This window comes from Pseudomonas sp. MWU349 (assembly GCF_017947325.1).
Classification (GTDB): domain Bacteria; phylum Pseudomonadota; class Gammaproteobacteria; order Pseudomonadales; family Pseudomonadaceae; genus Aquipseudomonas; species Aquipseudomonas protegens.
Genome location: NZ_JAFEVP010000001.1, coordinates 174,463 through 191,495, shown reverse-complemented (window position 1 = coordinate 191,495; position 17,033 = coordinate 174,463). Strand labels below are relative to the sequence as shown.

Below are 17,033 nucleotides of genomic sequence, written 5' to 3'. Positions count from 1 at the left end.
GCCCCTTCTTTCATTCCAACAGCGCGACGCTTACGCGTCTGGCGCCGCCTTGGCCGTCGGCTCACTGTTCTCATAGATGTACAGTGGCTGGGACTTGCCTTCAATAACGCTTTCGTCGATCACTACTTTACTCACCTCGGACTGCGAGGGGATTTCATACATAGTGTCGAGCAGAACACCTTCAAGAATGGAGCGCAGGCCACGAGCACCAGTCTTGCGTTCAAGGGCTCGCTTGGCGACGGACTTCAAGGCATCGGTACGGAACTCCAGGTCAACACCTTCCATCTCGAACAACTTGGCGTACTGCTTGGTCAAGGCGTTCTTCGGTTCGGTGAGGATCTGAATCAATGCCGCTTCATCCAGCTCATCCAAGGTCGCCAGGACTGGCAGACGACCGACGAATTCCGGGATCAGACCGAACTTGACCAGATCGTCAGGCTCGACTTCACGCAGGGATTCACCGACTTTCTTGCCTTCTTCCTTGCTGCGCACTTCTGCGTTGAAACCGATGCCGCCCTTGGTGGAACGGTTTTGAATAACCTTTTCCAGACCGGAGAACGCACCACCACAGATGAACAGGATGTTACGGGTATCGACCTGCAGGAATTCCTGCTGCGGATGCTTGCGACCACCTTGTGGCGGAACGGAGGCAACCGTGCCTTCAATCAACTTCAACAGGGCCTGCTGAACGCCTTCGCCGGAAACGTCCCGGGTAATCGAAGGGTTGTCAGACTTGCGGGAAATCTTGTCGATTTCATCGATGTAGACAATGCCCATCTGGGCCTTCTCTACGTCGTAGTCGCACTTCTGCAGCAACTTCTGAATGATATTCTCGACGTCCTCCCCCACATAACCGGCTTCGGTCAGGGTAGTGGCATCGGCGATGGTGAAAGGTACATTCAACAGGCGAGCCAGGGTTTCGGCCAACAGCGTCTTACCCGAACCTGTAGGGCCGATCAGCAAGATGTTGCTCTTGCCAAGTTCGACGTCGTCACTCTTCTTGTCACGCTGGTTCAGACGCTTGTAGTGGTTGTACACCGCTACTGCTAGAACCTTTTTTGCACGTTCCTGGCCAATCACGTATTGGTCAAGGATGCCGCTGATTTCTTTAGGCGAAGGCAATTTATGCGCGCTGCTCTCGGCCTGTGCTTCCTGCACCTCCTCACGGATGATGTCATTGCACAGGTCGACGCACTCGTCGCAGATAAAGACCGAGGGGCCGGCAATCAATTTGCGCACTTCATGCTGGCTTTTGCCACAGAAGGAGCAATAAAGCAGTTTGCCGTTGTCCTCGCCGTTGCGGGTGTCAGTCATTCGTTCGATCCAAATCCGATAGGCTTGCAACACAAGATGAAGGCTATTGCGGGCTTTTTCAAGCCCGCCACTGATCGGAACAACCGACCATGCCTATTTTGAGCTGCTTATTTTAAGCGGGGCGCTGGTTGATGACTTCGTCGATCAACCCGTACTCACGCGCAGCTTCGGCGCTCATGAAGTTATCGCGATTGGTATCGCGCTCGATTTCTTCCAGGGTGCGCCCGCTATGCTTGGCCATCAGCGTGTTGAGACGCTCACGGATGAAGAGGATTTCCTTGGCATGGATTTCAATATCCGATGCCTGGCCCTGGAAACCGCCCAGTGGCTGGTGAATCATCACTCGGGAGTTTGGCAGGCAGAAACGCTTGCCTGGAGCACCGGCTGTCAGCAAGAACGCGCCCATGCTGCATGCCTGGCCAATACAAGTGGTTGAAACGTTAGGCTTGATGAACTGCATGGTGTCGTAGATCGACATGCCAGCTGTCACCGAACCGCCCGGGGAGTTGATATAGAGATGGATGTCCTTGTCCGGGTTTTCCGCTTCAAGGAACAGCAGTTGCGCACAGATCAGGTTGGCCATGTAGTCCTCTACAGGGCCCACCAGAAAGATCACTCGCTCCTTGAGGAGGCGCGAGTAGATGTCGTAGGCGCGCTCGCCACGAGCGGACTGCTCGACAACCATCGGGACCAGGCCGCCTGCGGCCTGGATATCAGAGTTCTGCTGAATATACGAATTACGGAACATGCTCTGCAGTCACTCCCAAATAGTCACGTCTTGAATACGCATAAGCCAGCGCGAAGGCTGGCTTATGGTGTGTGCTTCGAACGAGAAGAAAATCAGTCGGCTTGAGGCGCTTCTACCGGCTTGACCGCTTCTTCGTAGGAGACCGATTTGTCGGTCACGCTAGCTTTCTGCAGAACAGTATCCACAACTTGTTCTTCCAGCACAACCGAACGAACTTCGTTCAATTGCTGCTCGTTCTTGTAGTACCAGGACACGACCTGCTCAGGCTCCTGATAAGCCGAAGCCATTTCCTGGATCAGCTCGCGAACGCGGTCTTCATCAGGCTTCAGATCGAACTGCTTAACAACCTCGGCAACGATCAGACCCAGTACCACGCGACGCTTGGCCTGCTCTTCGAACAGCTCGGCTGGCAGTTGATCCGGCTTGATGTTGCCACCGAATTGCTGGACAGCTTGAACGCGCAGACGGTTAACTTCGTTGTCCAGCAGCGCCTTCGGCACTTCGATCGGGTTGGAGGCCAGCAGACCATCCATGACCTGATTCTTCACTTTGGACTTGATGGCCTGACGCAGTTCGCGCTCCATGTTCTTGCGAACTTCGGCGCGGAAGCCTTCCAGACCTGCTTCCTTGATACCGAACTGAGCGAAGAACTCCTCGGTCAGCTCTGGTAGCTTAGGCTCGGAAACGCTGTTGACAGTCACAGTGAACTCGGCGGCCTTGTTGGCCAGGTCCAGGTTCTGATAGTTCTCAGGGAAGGTCAGATTCAGGACGCGCTCTTCACCCGCCTTGGCGCCTACCAGGCCTTCTTCGAAGCCAGGAATCATGCGACCCGAGCCCAGCACCAGCTGAGTACCCTTGGCCGAACCGCCAGCGAAGACTTCACCGTCGACCTTGCCAACGAAATCGATGTTCAGTTGATCGTCGTTCTGCGCAGCACGATCGGCCACTTCAAAACGCACGTTCTGCTTGCGCAGGATTTCCAGCATGTTGTCCAGGTCGGCATCAGCCACATCAGCGCTCAGGCGCTCAACGGCGATGTTTTCGAAACCGGCAACGGTGAATTCTGGGAACACTTCAAAAGTGGCAACGTACTCCAGGTCCTTGCCCTTCTCCAGCACTTTAGGCTCGACCGAAGGAGCGCCGGCAGGGTTCAGTTTCTGCTCGACAACGGCTTCATAGAAGGAAGCCTGGATCACATCACCTACTGCTTCTTGACGCGCATCAGCCTCATAACGCTGACGGATCACGCTCATTGGAACCTTGCCAGGACGGAAGCCTGGAATCTTGGCCTTTTGGGCAGTCTGCTGCAGACGCTTGTTGACCTGGCTCTCGATGCGCTCAGCCGGCACGGTGATGCTCATGCGGCGCTCAAGAGCAGAAGTATTTTCAACAGAAACTTGCATGGATATTCCTCGTTGCACAGACGTTAGCCGGCCGTTTTCCGACCCCAGAATCAAGGGCATGCATTCTAGAGGGTCAAACTCAAGAAGTCACCCTACTGAAAACGGGTAAAAAACCGCCGGCAATGTGAAGGCGGGGACAAAGGATTGAGCCTCGCCATGAGAGCAAATATTGCGAACCAAACCAGGGCCTCTACTTCAACCCTTCTATATATAGAAGGCGTCGTTCAGCACACCCCTGAAAAACACCAGCCAATAGCTGAAGCCCGGAACCTTCAACGACCAAAGGACAACATCCTGCCACTCAACCAGCTCATCGGATGCAGCCACTTAGAGGTATCGAATCCAGAAACGAAAACGGCGCAGCCCTTTTCAGGTGCTGCGCCGTTATCTGCTATTAACTAGCTACTTTATTGGTGCGGACGAAGAGACTCGAACTCTTACACCTTGCGGCGCTGGAACCTAAATCCAGTGTGTCTACCAATTCCACCACGTCCGCGTAACAAGCTTTTAAAGCAAAGGCGCCAGACTATTAATCTGGCGCCTTCTTCGAATATGGGGTGGACGATGGGGATCGAACCCACGACAACAGGAGTCACAATCCTGTGCTCTACCAACTGAGCTACGCCCACCATATTGCGTTACTTGTGCCAAAGCTGCCTAATGGCGCACCCGGCAGGACTCGAACCTGCGACCATCCGCTTAGAAGGCGGATGCTCTATCCAGCTGAGCTACGGGCGCCTTATTAATCTGTATTCTTTAACGATTACAAACTAATTGCTTTCAGTCGTTACGAGTTAAACATCAACTCTGCCCGACCTTCTTAACCAGTGCTAGGCTGTGCCCGACAAGTGCGACGAATGTTATAGACGGTCCGTTAGGTCGTCAACTCTTTTTTGAAAAAAATTCATTTAATTAAAGGGCTTAGGGGAATTTGCAGACCAAGCGCCTTTGCCCTCACGTTCCGACATGCGAGAATGCGTTCTCTTTTTCTCACCCTCTCGATGGTTAATCACGCGTCATGACTGCACAACTAATCGACGGCAAGGCGATCGCCGCTAGCCTGCGCCAGCAGATCGCCAAACGCGTCGCCGAGCGTCGCCAGCAAGGCCTGCGTACTCCAGGCCTCGCGGTGATTCTGGTCGGCAGCGACCCGGCCTCTCAAGTTTATGTCTCGCACAAGCGTAAAGACTGCGAAGAGGTCGGCTTCCTTTCCCAAGCCTATGACTTGCCCGCCAACACCACTCAAGAGGACCTGGCCGGCTTGATCGACCGCCTCAACGATGACCCGAACATCGATGGCGTCCTGCTGCAGTTGCCGCTTCCCGAGCATCTGGACGCTTCTCTATTGCTGGAGCGTATTCGCCCGGACAAAGACGTGGACGGTTTCCATCCTTATAACGTCGGTCGCCTGGCCCAGCGCATTCCACTGCTGCGCCCTTGCACCCCCAAGGGCATCATGACCCTTCTGGAAAGCACCGGTGCCGATCTGTACGGCATGGATGCAGTGGTTGTCGGCGCTTCCAATATCGTGGGTCGCCCGATGGCCATGGAACTGCTGCTGGCCGGTTGCACCGTGACCGTGACCCACCGCTTCACCAAGGACCTGGCAGGTCATGTCGGCCGTGCCGACCTGGTAGTAGTCGCCGCCGGCAAGCCGGGCCTGGTCAAGGGCGAGTGGATCAAGGAAGGCGCTATCGTCATCGACGTTGGCATCAATCGCCAGGACGACGGCAAGCTGGTCGGTGATGTGGTGTATGAAACCGCCCAGCCCCGCGCCGGCTGGATCACTCCAGTACCTGGCGGCGTCGGCCCCATGACCCGCGCCTGCCTGCTGGAAAACACACTGTATGCAGCCGAATCGCTGCACAGCTGAGTTTGCCGCCCAGCAACAGAAAACCCGCCAATGGCGGGTTTTTTTATTCTGAAATTAAAGGCCGCTCCGGGCTCTTTATCACCCCAGACTCTTAGCCCACGCCCATTGCTGCACAAAGCCCTACCGTTCAGGAAAAAAACGTGTTTTTTCTTTATTTTTAAGGGCTTTCGGCTGACCGTGGAAGAACAATCGACAGTTCTTCAGCCATACTCATAAAATGTAACGTTTTTCCCAGAAAGCCCGTTACCCAACGGCATATCCATTCTCTATCGAGTCCGCCCGCGTGAAAATTCGTCTCTCCATTCTCAGCTTGTTGTTTGCTGTGTCCGGCACACTGATCGTGCACAGCGTCGACGCCAGCGAAACCACCGCGGCGCCAAGAGACACTTCACAATTGCATATCGCGTCCGGCAGCGCCCTGCTGCTGGATCTGCAGACCAACAAAGTCATCTATTCCAGCAACCCGGACGTGATAGTCCCCATCGCCTCGGTGACCAAGCTGATGACCGCCATGGTAGTCCTGGACGCCAAGCTGCCCCTGGACGAGTACATCACCATGAACATCAGCGATACCCCGGAAATGAAAGGGGTGTTCTCCCGGGTCAAGCTCAACAGTGAGCTGAGCCGCCGGGACACACTGCTGATCGCCCTGATGTCTTCGGAAAACCGCGCTGCCGCCAGCCTGGCCCATCACTACCCGGGCGGCTACGCGGCGTTCATCGCCGCAATGAACGCCAAGGCCAAGTCCCTGGGCATGACCCACACCCGCTATGTGGAGCCTACAGGCCTGTCGATCCACAACGTTTCCACTGCCCGAGACCTGAGCAAGTTGCTGGTGGCTTCGCGCAAGTACCCGCTGCTCAGCGAACTGAGCACCACCAAGGAAAAGACCGTAGCCTTTCGCAAGCCCAACTACACCCTGGGCTTCCGTAATACCGACCACCTGGTGAACAAGGAGAAATGGGACATCAAGATCACCAAGACCGGATTTACCAACCAGGCCGGCCACTGCCTGGTGCTGGTCACCAGCATGGGTAATCGCCCGGTAGCGCTGGTGATTCTCGATGCCTTCGGCAAATACACCCACTTCGCCGATGCCAGCCGCATCCGCAACTGGGTCGAAACCGGTAAGAGCGGCTCGGTACCGGACGTCGCCCTGCGCTACAAAGCGGACAAGAATCTGAAGAACCGTCAGGTCGCCGCTCCCCAAGCCTCACACTGATACCCGGTAAAAAACAACGGCGCCCTCAGGCGCCGTTGTTGTCTGTGGCACACTCACTGACCGTCCAGTGCCTTGCTCGCCCGGGTTGCCGCCTGCTCCTGGCCGGCCCGTGCCAGTTCATTGACGGCTTTCAACCAACGCTGGCGATCCACCTTGGCCGGCAATTGGTTGGGGGACTGGATCAATACCGCAAAGCTGCCGGCACTCTTCCAGGATGACTCGAAGTCGCTGAAGCTCATCAGTTGCCGACGGCTTTTCGCCCCCCGCAACAGCACTGTCTGCTTGTCGCGGTTATAGCCGGCCAGCACCGCATAGCGCGGCTCAGCCCAGAATGTCGAACCCTCGGTAAAGCGCACCAGCACCGGGTAACCCGCCGCCACCTGCGTCAGCAACGCCGACAGTTGGTTATCCAGGGGATAGACGACCATGCCGTATTCACGCGCCAGGTTCTGCATGTTCTGCTGCAACTGCGCCTCGGCACCCGGCAGATGCAATGGCTTGTCCAGCAGACCGGGCGTGATCACCACGCCCTGCTGTGACAGCATGCTGGCCAGTGCACCTGGGCCGCTGTGGTACATCTGGCCACGGAAAGACGGCACGCTGTTGAGTTCGACACGTTCCGGCAGGCGCTGGATGTCGGGCTGCACGCTACCGGCACAACCGGCCAGGGCCAAGACACAGGCGCTGGCCAGCAGCGCCACTCGAAACCGAGGAAATACCCGCACCATCTTTGCTCTCTATTCAGACACCGGGCGACCCGCCTCCGGCTGGGGCCCTGATAATAGGGCCCCCGCGGGCAAGGGTATAGCGTTAGGCGCCAGTTAATTGAAAACCATAGAGCGAAGTGTTCGAAGACTCTCGACTATTGGTCAATAGCTTGAAACACACAGGCTACTAGACTGTCGATTGTTAAGAGTGTGTGCCCCGCACGGGGCATAAAGGAGGCACTTATGAGCCTGACAACGACCATCCTGATGCTGATCCTCGGCTGGCTGGCGGTAGCCGCCGCTATGCTCTGGGGCGTGCTGCGCATTACCCGCCGCCACCATCATCAGCCCCAGCAGCCAGCCCCTCTCATCAAGGCCGAAAAGAGCGCCCGGCGCCCTGCCGCTGCCCACTGATCCTGGTTTCCCCTACCCCTGAAACAAAGCGGCCGCCCGACTCCAAGGAGTACAGGCGGCCGCCAGTCATGGCTGCGGATCAAGCGTCGGCATGGGCCGCCTGGCGCTTTTGCCGGGCACGGCGGGCCAGCATATTGAGACTCTCAATGGCCGCCGAGAAGGCCATCGCCGCATACACATAGCCCTTGGGCACATGGGCACCGAAACCTTCGGCGATCAGGGTCATGCCGATCATGATCAGGAAGCCCAGGGCCAGCATCACCACAGTCGGGTTGTCATTGATGAACTTGGCCAGCGGTTCGGCCGCCAGCAGCATCACCAGCACCGACACCACCACGGCAATGATCATGATCGGCAAATGCTCGGTCATGCCGACTGCAGTAATGATGCTGTCGATGGAGAACACCATGTCCAGCAACAGGATCTGACCGATCGCCGCGGCAAAGCCGATCGCCACGCCCGGAGTCTCGTTCTTGGCCTGCTCAGGTTCAGGGTCCATGCTGTGGTGGATTTCCGTGGTGGCTTTCCACACCAGGAACAGGCCACCGGCAATCAGGATCATGTCCTTCCAGGAGAAACTCTGCCCCATCACTTCAATCACCGGCTCAGTGAGCTGGACGATGAACGCAATGGTACTGAGCAGCGCCAGGCGCAGGATCAAGGCCATGCCGATACCGATGCGCCGTGCCTTGGCCCGGTGCTTTTGCGGCAACTTGTTGGTGAGGATGGAGATAAAGATCAGGTTATCGATGCCAAGCACGATCTCCATCACCACCAGGGTGGCCAGGGCGACCCAGGCGGTGGGGCTTGCAGCGAGCTGTAAAAGGTAATCCATGGGTCAATCCTGACTCGGTTGTATGAAAGATCAGATTTCCTGGGACGCAGGCGCTGGTTTCTTCTCGCTGTCGTCCTCTGGCTTTTCCTTGCCGGTCACGCTCTGTGTCGCATCGCTGAGCGCCTGTTCTGCCGCTTTGTGGGTATCGTCGATAGCCTGCTTGGCCGACTCCGCCGCCTTGCCCAGCATCTGCTGCGCGCTTTTTTCCGCCTGGTCACAACCCGCCAGGGTCAGCATAGACAGGGCCAGCAGCGACGCTGCGCCCAAGGTTTTGAATGACATGCCGTATTCCTCGATAGAACGGACGGGACCCAGCAGGGCCCCGGCGATAGCGACGCATTCTAAGGAGAGTGATACTTCAGGAAAATTCGTTTTTTTAGCAGTTATACTTCGTTTTTTACGAACTGAATGCACCCATGCTCAACTACCGCCAACTGCATTACTTCTGGGTTGTGGCCAAGACCGGCAGCATCGTGCGTGCCTGCGACCAGCTGAACCTGACCCCGCAAACCATCAGCGGCCAGATCAGCCTGCTGGAACAGACTTACGGCATCGAATTGTTTCGCCGGGTTGGCCGCCAGTTGGAGCTGACCGAAGCCGGACGCCAGGCCCTGCCCTACGCCGAGCAGATGTTCCAGCTCGGGGGCGAACTGGAAGCCATGCTCCGCGCCCGCCCCGACGAACAGCAGATCCAGTTCCGGGTCGGCGTCGCGGATGTGGTGCCCAAGTCCATCGTCTATCGCCTGATCGCCCCGACCATGGAGCTCAGCGAACCGATCCGCCTGACCTGCCGCGAAGACAAGCTCGAGCGCCTGCTGGCAGACCTGGCCATCCAGCGCCTGGACCTGGTGATTTCCGACAGCCCGATGCCCTCGCACCTGGACATCAAGGGCTACAGCCAGAAGCTCGGGGAATGCGGCATCAGTTTCTTCGCCACCCAAGAGCTGGCGCGGCGGCACGGCGCTGACTTCCCCCGGGGCCTGCACGGCGCGCCACTGCTGATTCCCGGGCAGGAAACCGTGGTCCGCAGCCGCCTGTTGCGCTGGTTCGCCGAGCAACAGTTGCAACCACGGATCATCGGTGAATTCGACGACAGCGCCCTGATACAGGCCTTTGGCCAATCCGGCAGTGGAATCTTCATCGCCCCCAGCGTGATTGCCGACGAGGTCATGCAACAGTACGGGGTGCAACTGATTGGCCAGACCGATGCCGTGGCCGAGTCGTTCTACGCCATTTCCGTGGAGCGCAAGGTCAAGCACCCCGGCATCGTGGCCATTACCGAAGGGGCGCGACGGGAACTGTTCACCCCCCTCAATCCCTGATCAGGAAGTGCAGGCACTCGGCGCTTTGAGCTTCATCAGCAGCAGCGCCAAGGCGATCGACAGCAGAATGAAACCCGAGGCCGCGAACCCCAGGCTGCCCAGGCCCAGGGTATCGATCACCCGGCCGCCGACCATTGCCCCCAGGCCAATGCCCAGGTTGGCCCCGGCGATGTTCAACGAAGCGGCGAAGGCCGGCGCCTGAGGGGCCGCCTTGATCAAGCGCACATGGCTGACCAGGAACATCGCCGCCTGGGTCACGCCCCAGATGGCCATGGCCGCTGCCAGCCCCAGGGTCGAATGAATGCTCGGCACCAGGGCTACCATGCCGCCGATCATCAGTGCGCAGAACACCATGGAGGCGATCAGCGGGTGACGGTCCACCGCCCGGCCGCCCAGGGAATTGCCAATCAGGCCCACGGCGCCAAAGCCCATCAGGCACCAGCCCACCAACGCACCGTCGAACCCGGCCAAGCGCTCGAGTATGTCCGCCAGGTAGGTGTAGGCGGTGAACATGCCGCTAAATACCAGGATCGACAGCAGCACATGCCCTTGCATCAGCGGGCTGCGCAGGATGCGAAACTGCGCCCGCAGGCTCACCTGCTCGTTGTGCTGGCGGGTTTGCGGCAGGTAGATAAACAGCAACAGGGCCTTGGCGAACGCCACCACCGCCAGGATGCCGAAGGCGCTGCGCCAGCCGAACGCATCGGCAATCAGGGTGCCCACGGGAATCCCGAACACCGTGGCGCAAACAATGCCGAAGCCAATCTTGGCAATCGCTCGCCCGGCGTAGTCCGGGCCGACGATGTCCACCGCCGTCTCGCTGGCCAGGGCCCAGAACACCGGCAACCCCAGGGCTGGTACCAGCCGCGCCAGGGACATCACCCAGATGTTCGGTGCCAGCGCCGCCAGGGTATTGGCCAGGCCGAACATTACCAGCACGCTGATAAACAGCTTCTTGCGGGGAAAGCGCGCGAAGTAGGCGGTCAGAAATGGCCCGAAGGCAGCCACGGTAAAGGCGAACAGGGTCACCAGCAGCCCGGCCTGGGACACGCTGACCTGCAGGTCGCGGGCAATCGAGGGCAACAGGCCGACGATGATGAACTCCGTAGTCAGCACGGTAAAACCGGCGGCCGACAACAGCAGGATGGGCAACAGCATGCAGAACTCCAGAAACAGCGACAGCAGCGACAGCCCGAAGGGCCCGCTGACTGGATAGAAAAAGGGGATGGCGAATCTTAACAGAGTGCGCCCGGCTGCGGGCAACCACCGCGTGCACGGCTCTGCAAGGGGCAAGTGGCAGATCGTCACATCGACGCGGTAACCCCGGCCTGCTGTGATAAAGTCCGCCCCCTGCTAAAAACAGGCCCTATCGAGTTCGTCTACCCTTCAAACGTCTCGATCGCCCGTCGCCTTTTCAGACTGTGTCTGTGCCTGGCGGTTCAACCACCAGCACTGGCGGCCGGCAGGCTCCGCACATTAAAAAAAACAGAGATACCGCTATGAGCGCTTCACCCCCTTCCTTCCTGCATTCCCTCAAACGCCTGAGCCTGGTCACGCAGATCGTTATCGGCCTGATCGCCGGTATCGCCCTGGCACTGCTGGCACCGGAGGTGGCGAAATCCACCACCTTTATCGGCAAGGTATTCGTCTCCGCGCTCAAGGCCGTGGCCCCGATCCTGGTGTTCGTGCTGGTCATGGCCTCCATCGCCAACCACAAGCACGGCCAGGAAACCCATATCCGGCCGATCCTGGTGCTCTACCTGCTGGGCACCTTCGCCGCCGCCGCGGTAGCGGTGATCGCCAGCAGCCTGTTCCCTTCCGCCCTGGTGCTGTCGACCCACGACGTGGCCATCAGCGCGCCCGGCGGTATCAGCGAGGTGCTGCAAAGCCTGGTACTGAGCGTGGTGGACAACCCGGTCAGCGCCCTGATGAACGCCAACTTCATCGGCATCCTGGCCTGGGCCATTGGCATGGGCGTGGCCATTCGCCATGCCGGCGAGACCACCCGTACCGTGCTCGACGACCTGTCCAACGGAGTAACGGTCATCGTGCGTGTGGTGATCCGCTTCGCGCCGCTGGGGATCTTCGGCCTGGTGGCCTCGACCCTGGCCAACTCGGGCTTCGACGCCCTGCTCGGCTACCTGCACCTGCTGGCGGTCCTGATCGGCTGCATGCTGTTCGTGGCCCTGGTGATGAACCCGTTGATCGTGTTCTGGAAGATCCGCCGCAACCCCTTCCCGCTGGTGCTGACCTGCCTGCGCGAAAGCGGCATCACCGCCTTCTTCACCCGCAGCTCGGCGGCCAACATTCCGGTCAACCTGGAACTGAGCAAGCGCCTGGGCCTGCATGAAGACACCTACTCGGTGTCGATCCCGCTGGGCGCCACCATCAACATGGCCGGCGCGGCAATCACCATCACCGTGCTGACCCTGGCCGCCGTGCACACCCTCGGTATCGCCGTCGACCTGCCCACCGCGGTGCTGCTCAGCGTGGTCGCCGCCATCTGCGCCTGCGGTGCTTCCGGCGTGGCCGGCGGTTCGCTGCTGCTGATTCCCCTGGCCTGCAGCCTGTTCGGCATTCCCAGCGAAATCGCCATGCAGGTGGTGGCCGTAGGCTTCATCATCGGCGTGCTGCAGGATTCGGCGGAAACCGCGTTGAACTCCTCCACCGACGTACTCTTCACCGCCGCCGCGTGCATGGCCCAGGAAGACAAGGCGCAAGCCGCCTGATCCAACGGCCACAAAAAAGCCCGGCCAGGTTGACCCTGGCCGGGCTTTTTTATCGCCTGGGGTTTAGAACGCGCCCATGTAGTCGCGCTTGCCCACTTCCACACCGTTGTGACGCAGGATCGCGTAGGTGGTGGTGACGTGGAAGAAGAACTGCGGCAGGCCGTAGGTCAACAGGTAGGACTGGCCACTGAAGCGTTTCTCTTTCGGGGTGCCCGGACGGGTCACGATCTCGATGCCTTCCTTGCCATCGATCTGCGCCGGCTGGAGGCCGTCGATAAAGGCCAGGACCTTGGCGATCAGCGCCTGCAGGTCGGCGAAGGTGGTTTCAGTGTCGTCGTACTTGGGCAGCTCGACTTCGGCCAGGCGCGCCGATACGCCCTTGGCGAAGTCCACGGCGATCTGCACCTGGCGCACCAGCGGGAACATGTCCGGGTACAGGCGCGCCTGCAGCAGGGCGTTGGGCTCGATGTTCTTGGCCGTGGCGTGGGCTTCGGCCTTGTGCAGCACGTCGCTCAAGGCATTGAGCATTTGCTTGAAGACAGGAACGGAAGCGGCGTACAGGGAAATAGTCATGACAGTCTCGACAGGGAATGGCGGGAATACAGCAAGCAGCGATTATAGCCACAGCACGCCAGCACGGGGCCTTTATCCGCAGCGCTCCTGGCGATATACGCTGGGGGCCACGCCGAACCAGCGCTTGAAGCTCTGGGAGAAACTCGACAAATCACTGAAGCCAAGCCTTTCGGCAACCTGGGTCAGGCTCAGCCGCGGATTGCCCAGCAACTCCAGGGCCCGGGCGCCTCGATGCCCGGCCAGTACCTGCCGATAGCAGGTGCCCTCCTCCTGCAAGCGTCGCTTCAGGGTCCGCACGCTGATGCACAGCAGCCGGGCCATGGCCGGCAAGTCCGGTACGCTTGCCGCCGGCAGGGCATCCAGGTGCTGGCGGACCAGCGCGGCAACTCCCTGATGGGCCTGTCGCCGCTCCAGCAACTGCGCGCACATCTGCTCGCACATGGCCACCGTCAGCGGGTTGGCCTGGGGCAAGGGCCGGTGCAGGAAACGCCGGTCGAAGGCCAGGGTATTGGCGTCGGCCCGATAGTCGGCGGGCACCCCAAGAATCTGCGCCGGCTCGTCCCCTTCCAGCTCAGGGCTGACACTGCGGCCGAAACGCAGCAGGCGAAAATCCGCACCGACTATTTCCTGCATCAGCGTCGCGGCGGCCGCCATGTCCCGCTGTAACAGGAACTGCGCCAACAAGGGGTCCGCCACCCGAGGCTCGGCAAAGGTCAGCACCCCGAGCCCCGGCTCCACCCGGTAGCCGATCTCGGCAAAGGCATAGGTCAGCGGCAGGAAGCGCAAGGCCAGGGCCAGGGCATCCGCCGGGGTGGCGCTGCTGATCAGGCCGTAGCCGAACAGGCCATAGGTGGAGAAGTGATAACGCGCCCCCACTGCATACCCCAGGCCCCGGGGCTGGCCGAGCAGCGCCAGCAGGTTACTGGCCAGGCGCAACTCCTGGGCCGCCGGCAGCAGGCTGTTGGGGTTTTGCAACTGCTCCCGGGACAGCCCGCAACCGGCCAGCAACCGCGCTGGCGCCAAGCCCTTTTCGCAGCCGAAACCGAGCAGCAGCAAGGCGCTGGACGGTCCCCGGGTGAACGACTGAGTGCTCATGGGCGCGGCTCACGAAGAAAGGTGTTGGCCCAAATACTAAAGCACTTGTCCCGTTGCAGCATGGGGTCCACGGTTTATTCCCCGCATGCTTCACTGGTCGGGGCTGCACCGCAGAAACAAGGAAGTGGCCCCGGGAGCATCAACCCTACGCCGCACAACAATAACAACGAGGTCGTCATGCCCGAATTCGCACCTGCGACACACCCCGCCCCCCACTCGGCCGCACCGCTGGAGGCCATCATCATCGGCAGCGGCTTTGGCGGCCTGGGCATGGCCATTGCCCTGCGCAAGGCGGGCGTGCACCGTTTCGTCATTCTTGAAAAAGGCCAGGACGTGGGCGGCGTCTGGCGCGACAACAGCTATCCCGGCGCTGCCTGCGACGTGCCCTCGCACCTGTATTCGTTTTCCTTCGAACCCAACCCGCACTGGTCCCGGGTCTTCGCGCCCCAGGCAGAAATCCATGGTTACCTGCAACATTGCGCCAGCGTCTATGAGCTCACACCCCATATCCACTTCGGCGCCGAGGTGCGCCATGCCCAATTCGATACCGCCAGTGCCTGCTGGCACGTCACCTGCGCCGATGGCCAGCACCATGCCGCCCGCCTGCTGATCAGCGCCACCGGCCAGTTGAGCCGCCCGGCCCTGCCCGACCTGCCGGGCATGGCCCACTTCCGCGGCCAGGTCTTCCACTCCGCCCACTGGGATCATGACTATCCCCTGGCGGGCAAGCGGGTGGCGGTGATCGGCACCGGCGCCTCGGCCATCCAGTTCGTCCCGGAGGTTGCCAGGCAGGTGGCCGAACTCAAGGTCTTCCAGCGCTCACCGGCCTACATCATGCCCAAGGCCGACCGCCCCTACAGCGCCGAGGAAAAACAGCGCTTCCTGCGCCAGCCCTGGAAGATGAAGCTGGTGCGTGCGGCCCACTACCTGCACTTCGAATCCCGGGCGCTGGGCTTCACGCGCCTGCAGGGCCTGACCAAGTGGGTGGTCGGCGGTCCGTTCAAGAAGCTACTGCACACCTCGGTCGCCAGCCCCGAACTGCGCCGGCAGATGACCCCGGACTATCCCATCGGCTGCAAGCGCATCCTGCTGTCCAACGACTACCTCAAGACCTTCGACCAGCCCCACGTGCACTTGCTGACCCGAGGCATCCGGCAGATCACCGAGCACGGCATCGAAACCCTGGACGGCGAAGAACACGCCGTGGACGCGATCATCTATGGCACCGGTTTTGCCGCCACCGAGTTCCTCTCGCCCATGCGCATCACCGGACGCGACGGGCTCGACCTGAACCAGGCCTGGCAAGGTGGCGCGGCGGCCTACCTGGGCATCAGCGTGCCGGGTTTTCCCAACTTCTTCATGCTCTACGGGCCCAACACCAACCTGGGCCACAACTCCATCATCCATATGCTGGAAAGCCAGATCTCCCACGTCATGCAGGCCCGCCAGGCCCTGCTGGACAGCGGCGCCAGCCACGTGGAAGTGGATGAACACCGCCACCAGCGCTTTCAACTGGGCATCCAGCGCCGCCTGGCCACTTCGGTGTGGAGCGGCTGCAAGAGCTGGTATGTCGACGAACGGGGGCACAACAGCACCAACTGGCCAGGCTTCACCTGGTCCTACCGCTGGCTGGCGCGCTATGCCGGGCTGGCGGCCTATCGCCTGTCCAGCCCGCTGGGCACCCAGTCCCCAGCCAGCGACGGGCAACGCATCGCCGCCCCCCGGGACTGGTTGGAGCGGGCCAACGCAGCCTTCCTGCGGGTTTTCCTGCGGGCCAGTTTCAGGGCCTTGATCGGCCCGCCCCGGGCCCTGGCCAGCCAGCGCAAGATAGTCGACCTGCTGTCATGGCTGATGCCCGGCTGCCTGGGCGTGAACCGCCGGAGCATGCCGCTGGACGGGCTCTCGGTGCAGATTGTCGAACCGGCAAGCACGGCGCCCAGGGGGGTGATTCTCTACCTGCACGGAGGCGCCTTCTGCCTGGGCAGCCCGCGCTCTCACTACAGCGTCACCAGCCGCCTGGCCAGGGACAGCGGCTGTGCGGTGTGGGTGCCGCACTACCGGCTGGCCCCGGAACACCCCTACCCCGCCGCGCTGGAGGATTGCCTGGCCTGCTATGACGCGATCCGCGCCCAGCTGTGCCCGGCGGACAAGCTGCTGATCGCCGGCGACTCCGCCGGCGGCGCCCTGGTGCTGGCCCTGGCCCTGGCCCTGAAGGAGCGTGGTGACGGGATTGCCGCCGGGCTGATGCTGCTGTCGCCGGTCACCGATCCGGACCTGGGCGGCGCCAGCCTGCAATCGCGCCAGCAGGCCGACCCAATGATCCGCCGCGACTGGCTGGAGCAAGCCCTCAAGGCCTACGCAGCGCCCGTTCAAGCACTGAGCCACCGCCCCCTGGAAGCAGACCTGCGCGGCTTGCCACCGATGCTGATCCAGGTGGGCGACCAGGAACTGCTGCTGTCCGACTCCACGCGCCTGGCCGAGCGTGCCCGGCAATCCGGGGTGGCTTGCCAGTTGGAAATCCACCAGGGCCGCTGGCACGTATTCCAGTTGCAGGCGTTCTACCTGCGCTCGGCGAGAAACGCCCTGCTGGGCCTCTCCCGGTTTGCCCGCCAGTGCCTGGAGACCGCGGGCAAAACCTCGCAGGCCGCCGACTCACCCCGTACGTCACAACCTGCAACAGATCCGCAACCCAGCTGAACCGGCCGCCCTCGCCCAAAGCATGGTAGCGGGGGCGCCCCGGTCAACCAGTGCCGGCGCGGGGCGCGCCAAGTTCTGATGGCAAGATCCGGGTTCTGGAG

At 60.8% G+C, this 17,033-nt stretch carries 15 protein-coding genes and 3 tRNA genes; 6 read left to right on the top strand and 12 right to left on the bottom strand.

The features are described 5' to 3' along the window. Positions 1 to 30 precede the first annotated feature (30 nt). The 6 genes from clpX to KCG88_RS00755 all read right to left on the bottom strand — a co-directional run bounded on the left by clpX (position 31) and on the right by KCG88_RS00755 (position 4,203). Complete coding sequence (clpX, locus tag KCG88_RS00780; RefSeq protein ID WP_011062273.1) at positions 31 to 1,314, bottom strand: ATP-dependent Clp protease ATP-binding subunit ClpX; 1,284 nt, start codon at positions 1,312 to 1,314, stop codon at positions 31 to 33. A 112-nt stretch (positions 1,315 to 1,426) separates the two neighbouring features. Beyond that, positions 1,427 to 2,062 carry an ATP-dependent Clp endopeptidase proteolytic subunit ClpP gene (clpP, locus tag KCG88_RS00775; protein WP_011062274.1) on the bottom strand — a complete coding sequence of 212 codons (636 nt, stop codon included), beginning with the start codon at positions 2,060 to 2,062 and terminating at the stop codon, positions 1,427 to 1,429. A gap of 92 nt (positions 2,063 to 2,154) precedes the next feature. Next, a complete protein-coding gene (gene tig, locus KCG88_RS00770; protein ID WP_011062275.1) occupies positions 2,155 to 3,465 on the bottom strand; it encodes a trigger factor in 1,311 nt (436 codons plus the stop codon). Positions 3,466 to 3,876: 411 nt separating this feature from the next. After that, positions 3,877 to 3,961, bottom strand: a tRNA-Leu gene (locus tag KCG88_RS00765). A gap of 57 nt (positions 3,962 to 4,018) precedes the next feature. Further along, a tRNA-His gene (locus KCG88_RS00760) sits at positions 4,019 to 4,094 on the bottom strand. A 32-nt stretch (positions 4,095 to 4,126) separates the two neighbouring features. Further along, a tRNA-Arg gene (locus KCG88_RS00755) sits at positions 4,127 to 4,203 on the bottom strand. A gap of 280 nt (positions 4,204 to 4,483) precedes the next feature. Here KCG88_RS00755 and folD point away from each other — a divergent pair. Together folD and pbpG are read left to right on the top strand one after the other, a co-directional pair. Continuing rightward, the gene (gene folD, locus KCG88_RS00750; RefSeq protein WP_210711509.1) at positions 4,484 to 5,338 is read left to right on the top strand and encodes a bifunctional methylenetetrahydrofolate dehydrogenase/methenyltetrahydrofolate cyclohydrolase FolD; all 855 of its coding nucleotides are present in this window, start codon (positions 4,484 to 4,486) and stop codon (positions 5,336 to 5,338) included. A 283-nt stretch (positions 5,339 to 5,621) separates the two neighbouring features. After that, a complete protein-coding gene (gene pbpG / locus KCG88_RS00745) occupies positions 5,622 to 6,560 on the top strand; it encodes a D-alanyl-D-alanine endopeptidase (protein WP_047287961.1) in 939 nt (312 codons plus the stop codon). Positions 6,561 to 6,613: 53 nt separating this feature from the next. On the opposite strand, the gene KCG88_RS00740 is transcribed toward pbpG, so the two are convergent. After that, a complete protein-coding gene (locus tag KCG88_RS00740; RefSeq protein ID WP_210711508.1) occupies positions 6,614 to 7,288 on the bottom strand; it encodes a peptidase C39 family protein in 675 nt (224 codons plus the stop codon). 222 nt (positions 7,289 to 7,510) lie between these two features. Between KCG88_RS00740 and KCG88_RS00735 the strand changes: the two genes are divergently transcribed. After that, entirely contained in the window at positions 7,511 to 7,681 is a 171-nt protein-coding gene (locus KCG88_RS00735; RefSeq protein WP_199521985.1) for a hypothetical protein, read from the top strand. A 79-nt stretch (positions 7,682 to 7,760) separates the two neighbouring features. On the opposite strand, the gene KCG88_RS00730 is transcribed toward KCG88_RS00735, so the two are convergent. Both KCG88_RS00730 and KCG88_RS00725 read right to left on the bottom strand, forming a co-directional pair. Further along, a complete protein-coding gene (locus KCG88_RS00730) occupies positions 7,761 to 8,516 on the bottom strand; it encodes a TerC family protein (protein WP_210711507.1) in 756 nt (251 codons plus the stop codon). A gap of 30 nt (positions 8,517 to 8,546) precedes the next feature. Beyond that, positions 8,547 to 8,798, bottom strand: coding sequence for a hypothetical protein (locus KCG88_RS00725; RefSeq protein WP_011062281.1), 252 nt, complete (start codon positions 8,796 to 8,798; stop codon positions 8,547 to 8,549). Between the two features lie 134 nt (positions 8,799 to 8,932). Here KCG88_RS00725 and nhaR point away from each other — a divergent pair, with 134 nt between their 5' ends. Next, positions 8,933 to 9,838, top strand: a complete 906-nt coding sequence (gene nhaR, locus KCG88_RS00720) for a transcriptional activator NhaR (RefSeq protein WP_210711506.1) — start codon at positions 8,933 to 8,935, stop codon at positions 9,836 to 9,838. Here nhaR and KCG88_RS00715 read toward each other — a convergent pair whose 3' ends face one another. Further along, entirely contained in the window at positions 9,839 to 10,996 is a 1,158-nt protein-coding gene (locus KCG88_RS00715; protein WP_210711505.1) for an MFS transporter, read from the bottom strand. Positions 10,997 to 11,337: 341 nt separating this feature from the next. On the opposite strand from KCG88_RS00715, the gene sstT reads away from it, so the two are divergent. Next, the gene (sstT, locus tag KCG88_RS00710) at positions 11,338 to 12,567 is read left to right on the top strand and encodes a serine/threonine transporter SstT (protein WP_047287966.1); all 1,230 of its coding nucleotides are present in this window, start codon (positions 11,338 to 11,340) and stop codon (positions 12,565 to 12,567) included. 63 nt (positions 12,568 to 12,630) lie between these two features. Here the strand turns inward: sstT and KCG88_RS00705 are convergent, their stop codons facing one another. Continuing rightward, positions 12,631 to 13,140 (bottom strand): DUF1993 domain-containing protein, encoded by a 510-nt coding sequence (locus KCG88_RS00705; protein WP_047337329.1) that lies wholly within the window; start codon positions 13,138 to 13,140, stop codon positions 12,631 to 12,633. Between the two features lie 72 nt (positions 13,141 to 13,212). Then, positions 13,213 to 14,235 (bottom strand): AraC family transcriptional regulator, encoded by a 1,023-nt coding sequence (locus KCG88_RS00700; protein WP_210711504.1) that lies wholly within the window; start codon positions 14,233 to 14,235, stop codon positions 13,213 to 13,215. A 177-nt stretch (positions 14,236 to 14,412) separates the two neighbouring features. Here KCG88_RS00700 and KCG88_RS00695 point away from each other — a divergent pair, with 177 nt between their 5' ends. Then, on the top strand, positions 14,413 to 16,932 hold the full coding sequence (locus KCG88_RS00695) for an alpha/beta hydrolase fold domain-containing protein (protein WP_210711503.1): 2,520 nt from the start codon (positions 14,413 to 14,415) through the stop codon (positions 16,930 to 16,932). Positions 16,933 to 17,033: the final 101 nt, after the last annotated feature.

Excerpts from the sequence above, each read along its gene's own strand:
- tig (WP_011062275.1), bottom strand. The coding sequence starts at position 3,465 with ATGCAAGTTTCTGTTGAAAATACTTCTGCTCTTGAGCGCCGCATGAGC.
- KCG88_RS00725 (WP_011062281.1), bottom strand. The coding sequence starts at position 8,798 with ATGTCATTCAAAACCTTGGGCGCAGCGTCGCTGCTGGCCCTGTCTATG.
- KCG88_RS00700 (WP_210711504.1), bottom strand. The coding sequence starts at position 14,235 with ATGAGCACTCAGTCGTTCACCCGGGGACCGTCCAGCGCCTTGCTGCTG.
- KCG88_RS00705 (WP_047337329.1), bottom strand. The coding sequence starts at position 13,140 with ATGACTATTTCCCTGTACGCCGCTTCCGTTCCTGTCTTCAAGCAAATG.
- folD (WP_210711509.1), top strand. The coding sequence starts at position 4,484 with ATGACTGCACAACTAATCGACGGCAAGGCGATCGCCGCTAGCCTGCGC.
- nhaR (WP_210711506.1), top strand. The coding sequence starts at position 8,933 with ATGCTCAACTACCGCCAACTGCATTACTTCTGGGTTGTGGCCAAGACC.
- KCG88_RS00740 (WP_210711508.1), bottom strand. The coding sequence starts at position 7,288 with ATGGTGCGGGTATTTCCTCGGTTTCGAGTGGCGCTGCTGGCCAGCGCC.
- KCG88_RS00730 (WP_210711507.1), bottom strand. The coding sequence starts at position 8,516 with ATGGATTACCTTTTACAGCTCGCTGCAAGCCCCACCGCCTGGGTCGCC.
- KCG88_RS00735 (WP_199521985.1), top strand. The coding sequence starts at position 7,511 with ATGAGCCTGACAACGACCATCCTGATGCTGATCCTCGGCTGGCTGGCG.
- KCG88_RS00715 (WP_210711505.1), bottom strand. The coding sequence starts at position 10,996 with ATGCTGTTGCCCATCCTGCTGTTGTCGGCCGCCGGTTTTACCGTGCTG.
- clpP (WP_011062274.1), bottom strand. The coding sequence starts at position 2,062 with ATGTTCCGTAATTCGTATATTCAGCAGAACTCTGATATCCAGGCCGCA.
- KCG88_RS00695 (WP_210711503.1), top strand. The coding sequence starts at position 14,413 with ATGCCCGAATTCGCACCTGCGACACACCCCGCCCCCCACTCGGCCGCA.
- clpX (WP_011062273.1), bottom strand. The coding sequence starts at position 1,314 with ATGACTGACACCCGCAACGGCGAGGACAACGGCAAACTGCTTTATTGC.
- sstT (WP_047287966.1), top strand. The coding sequence starts at position 11,338 with ATGAGCGCTTCACCCCCTTCCTTCCTGCATTCCCTCAAACGCCTGAGC.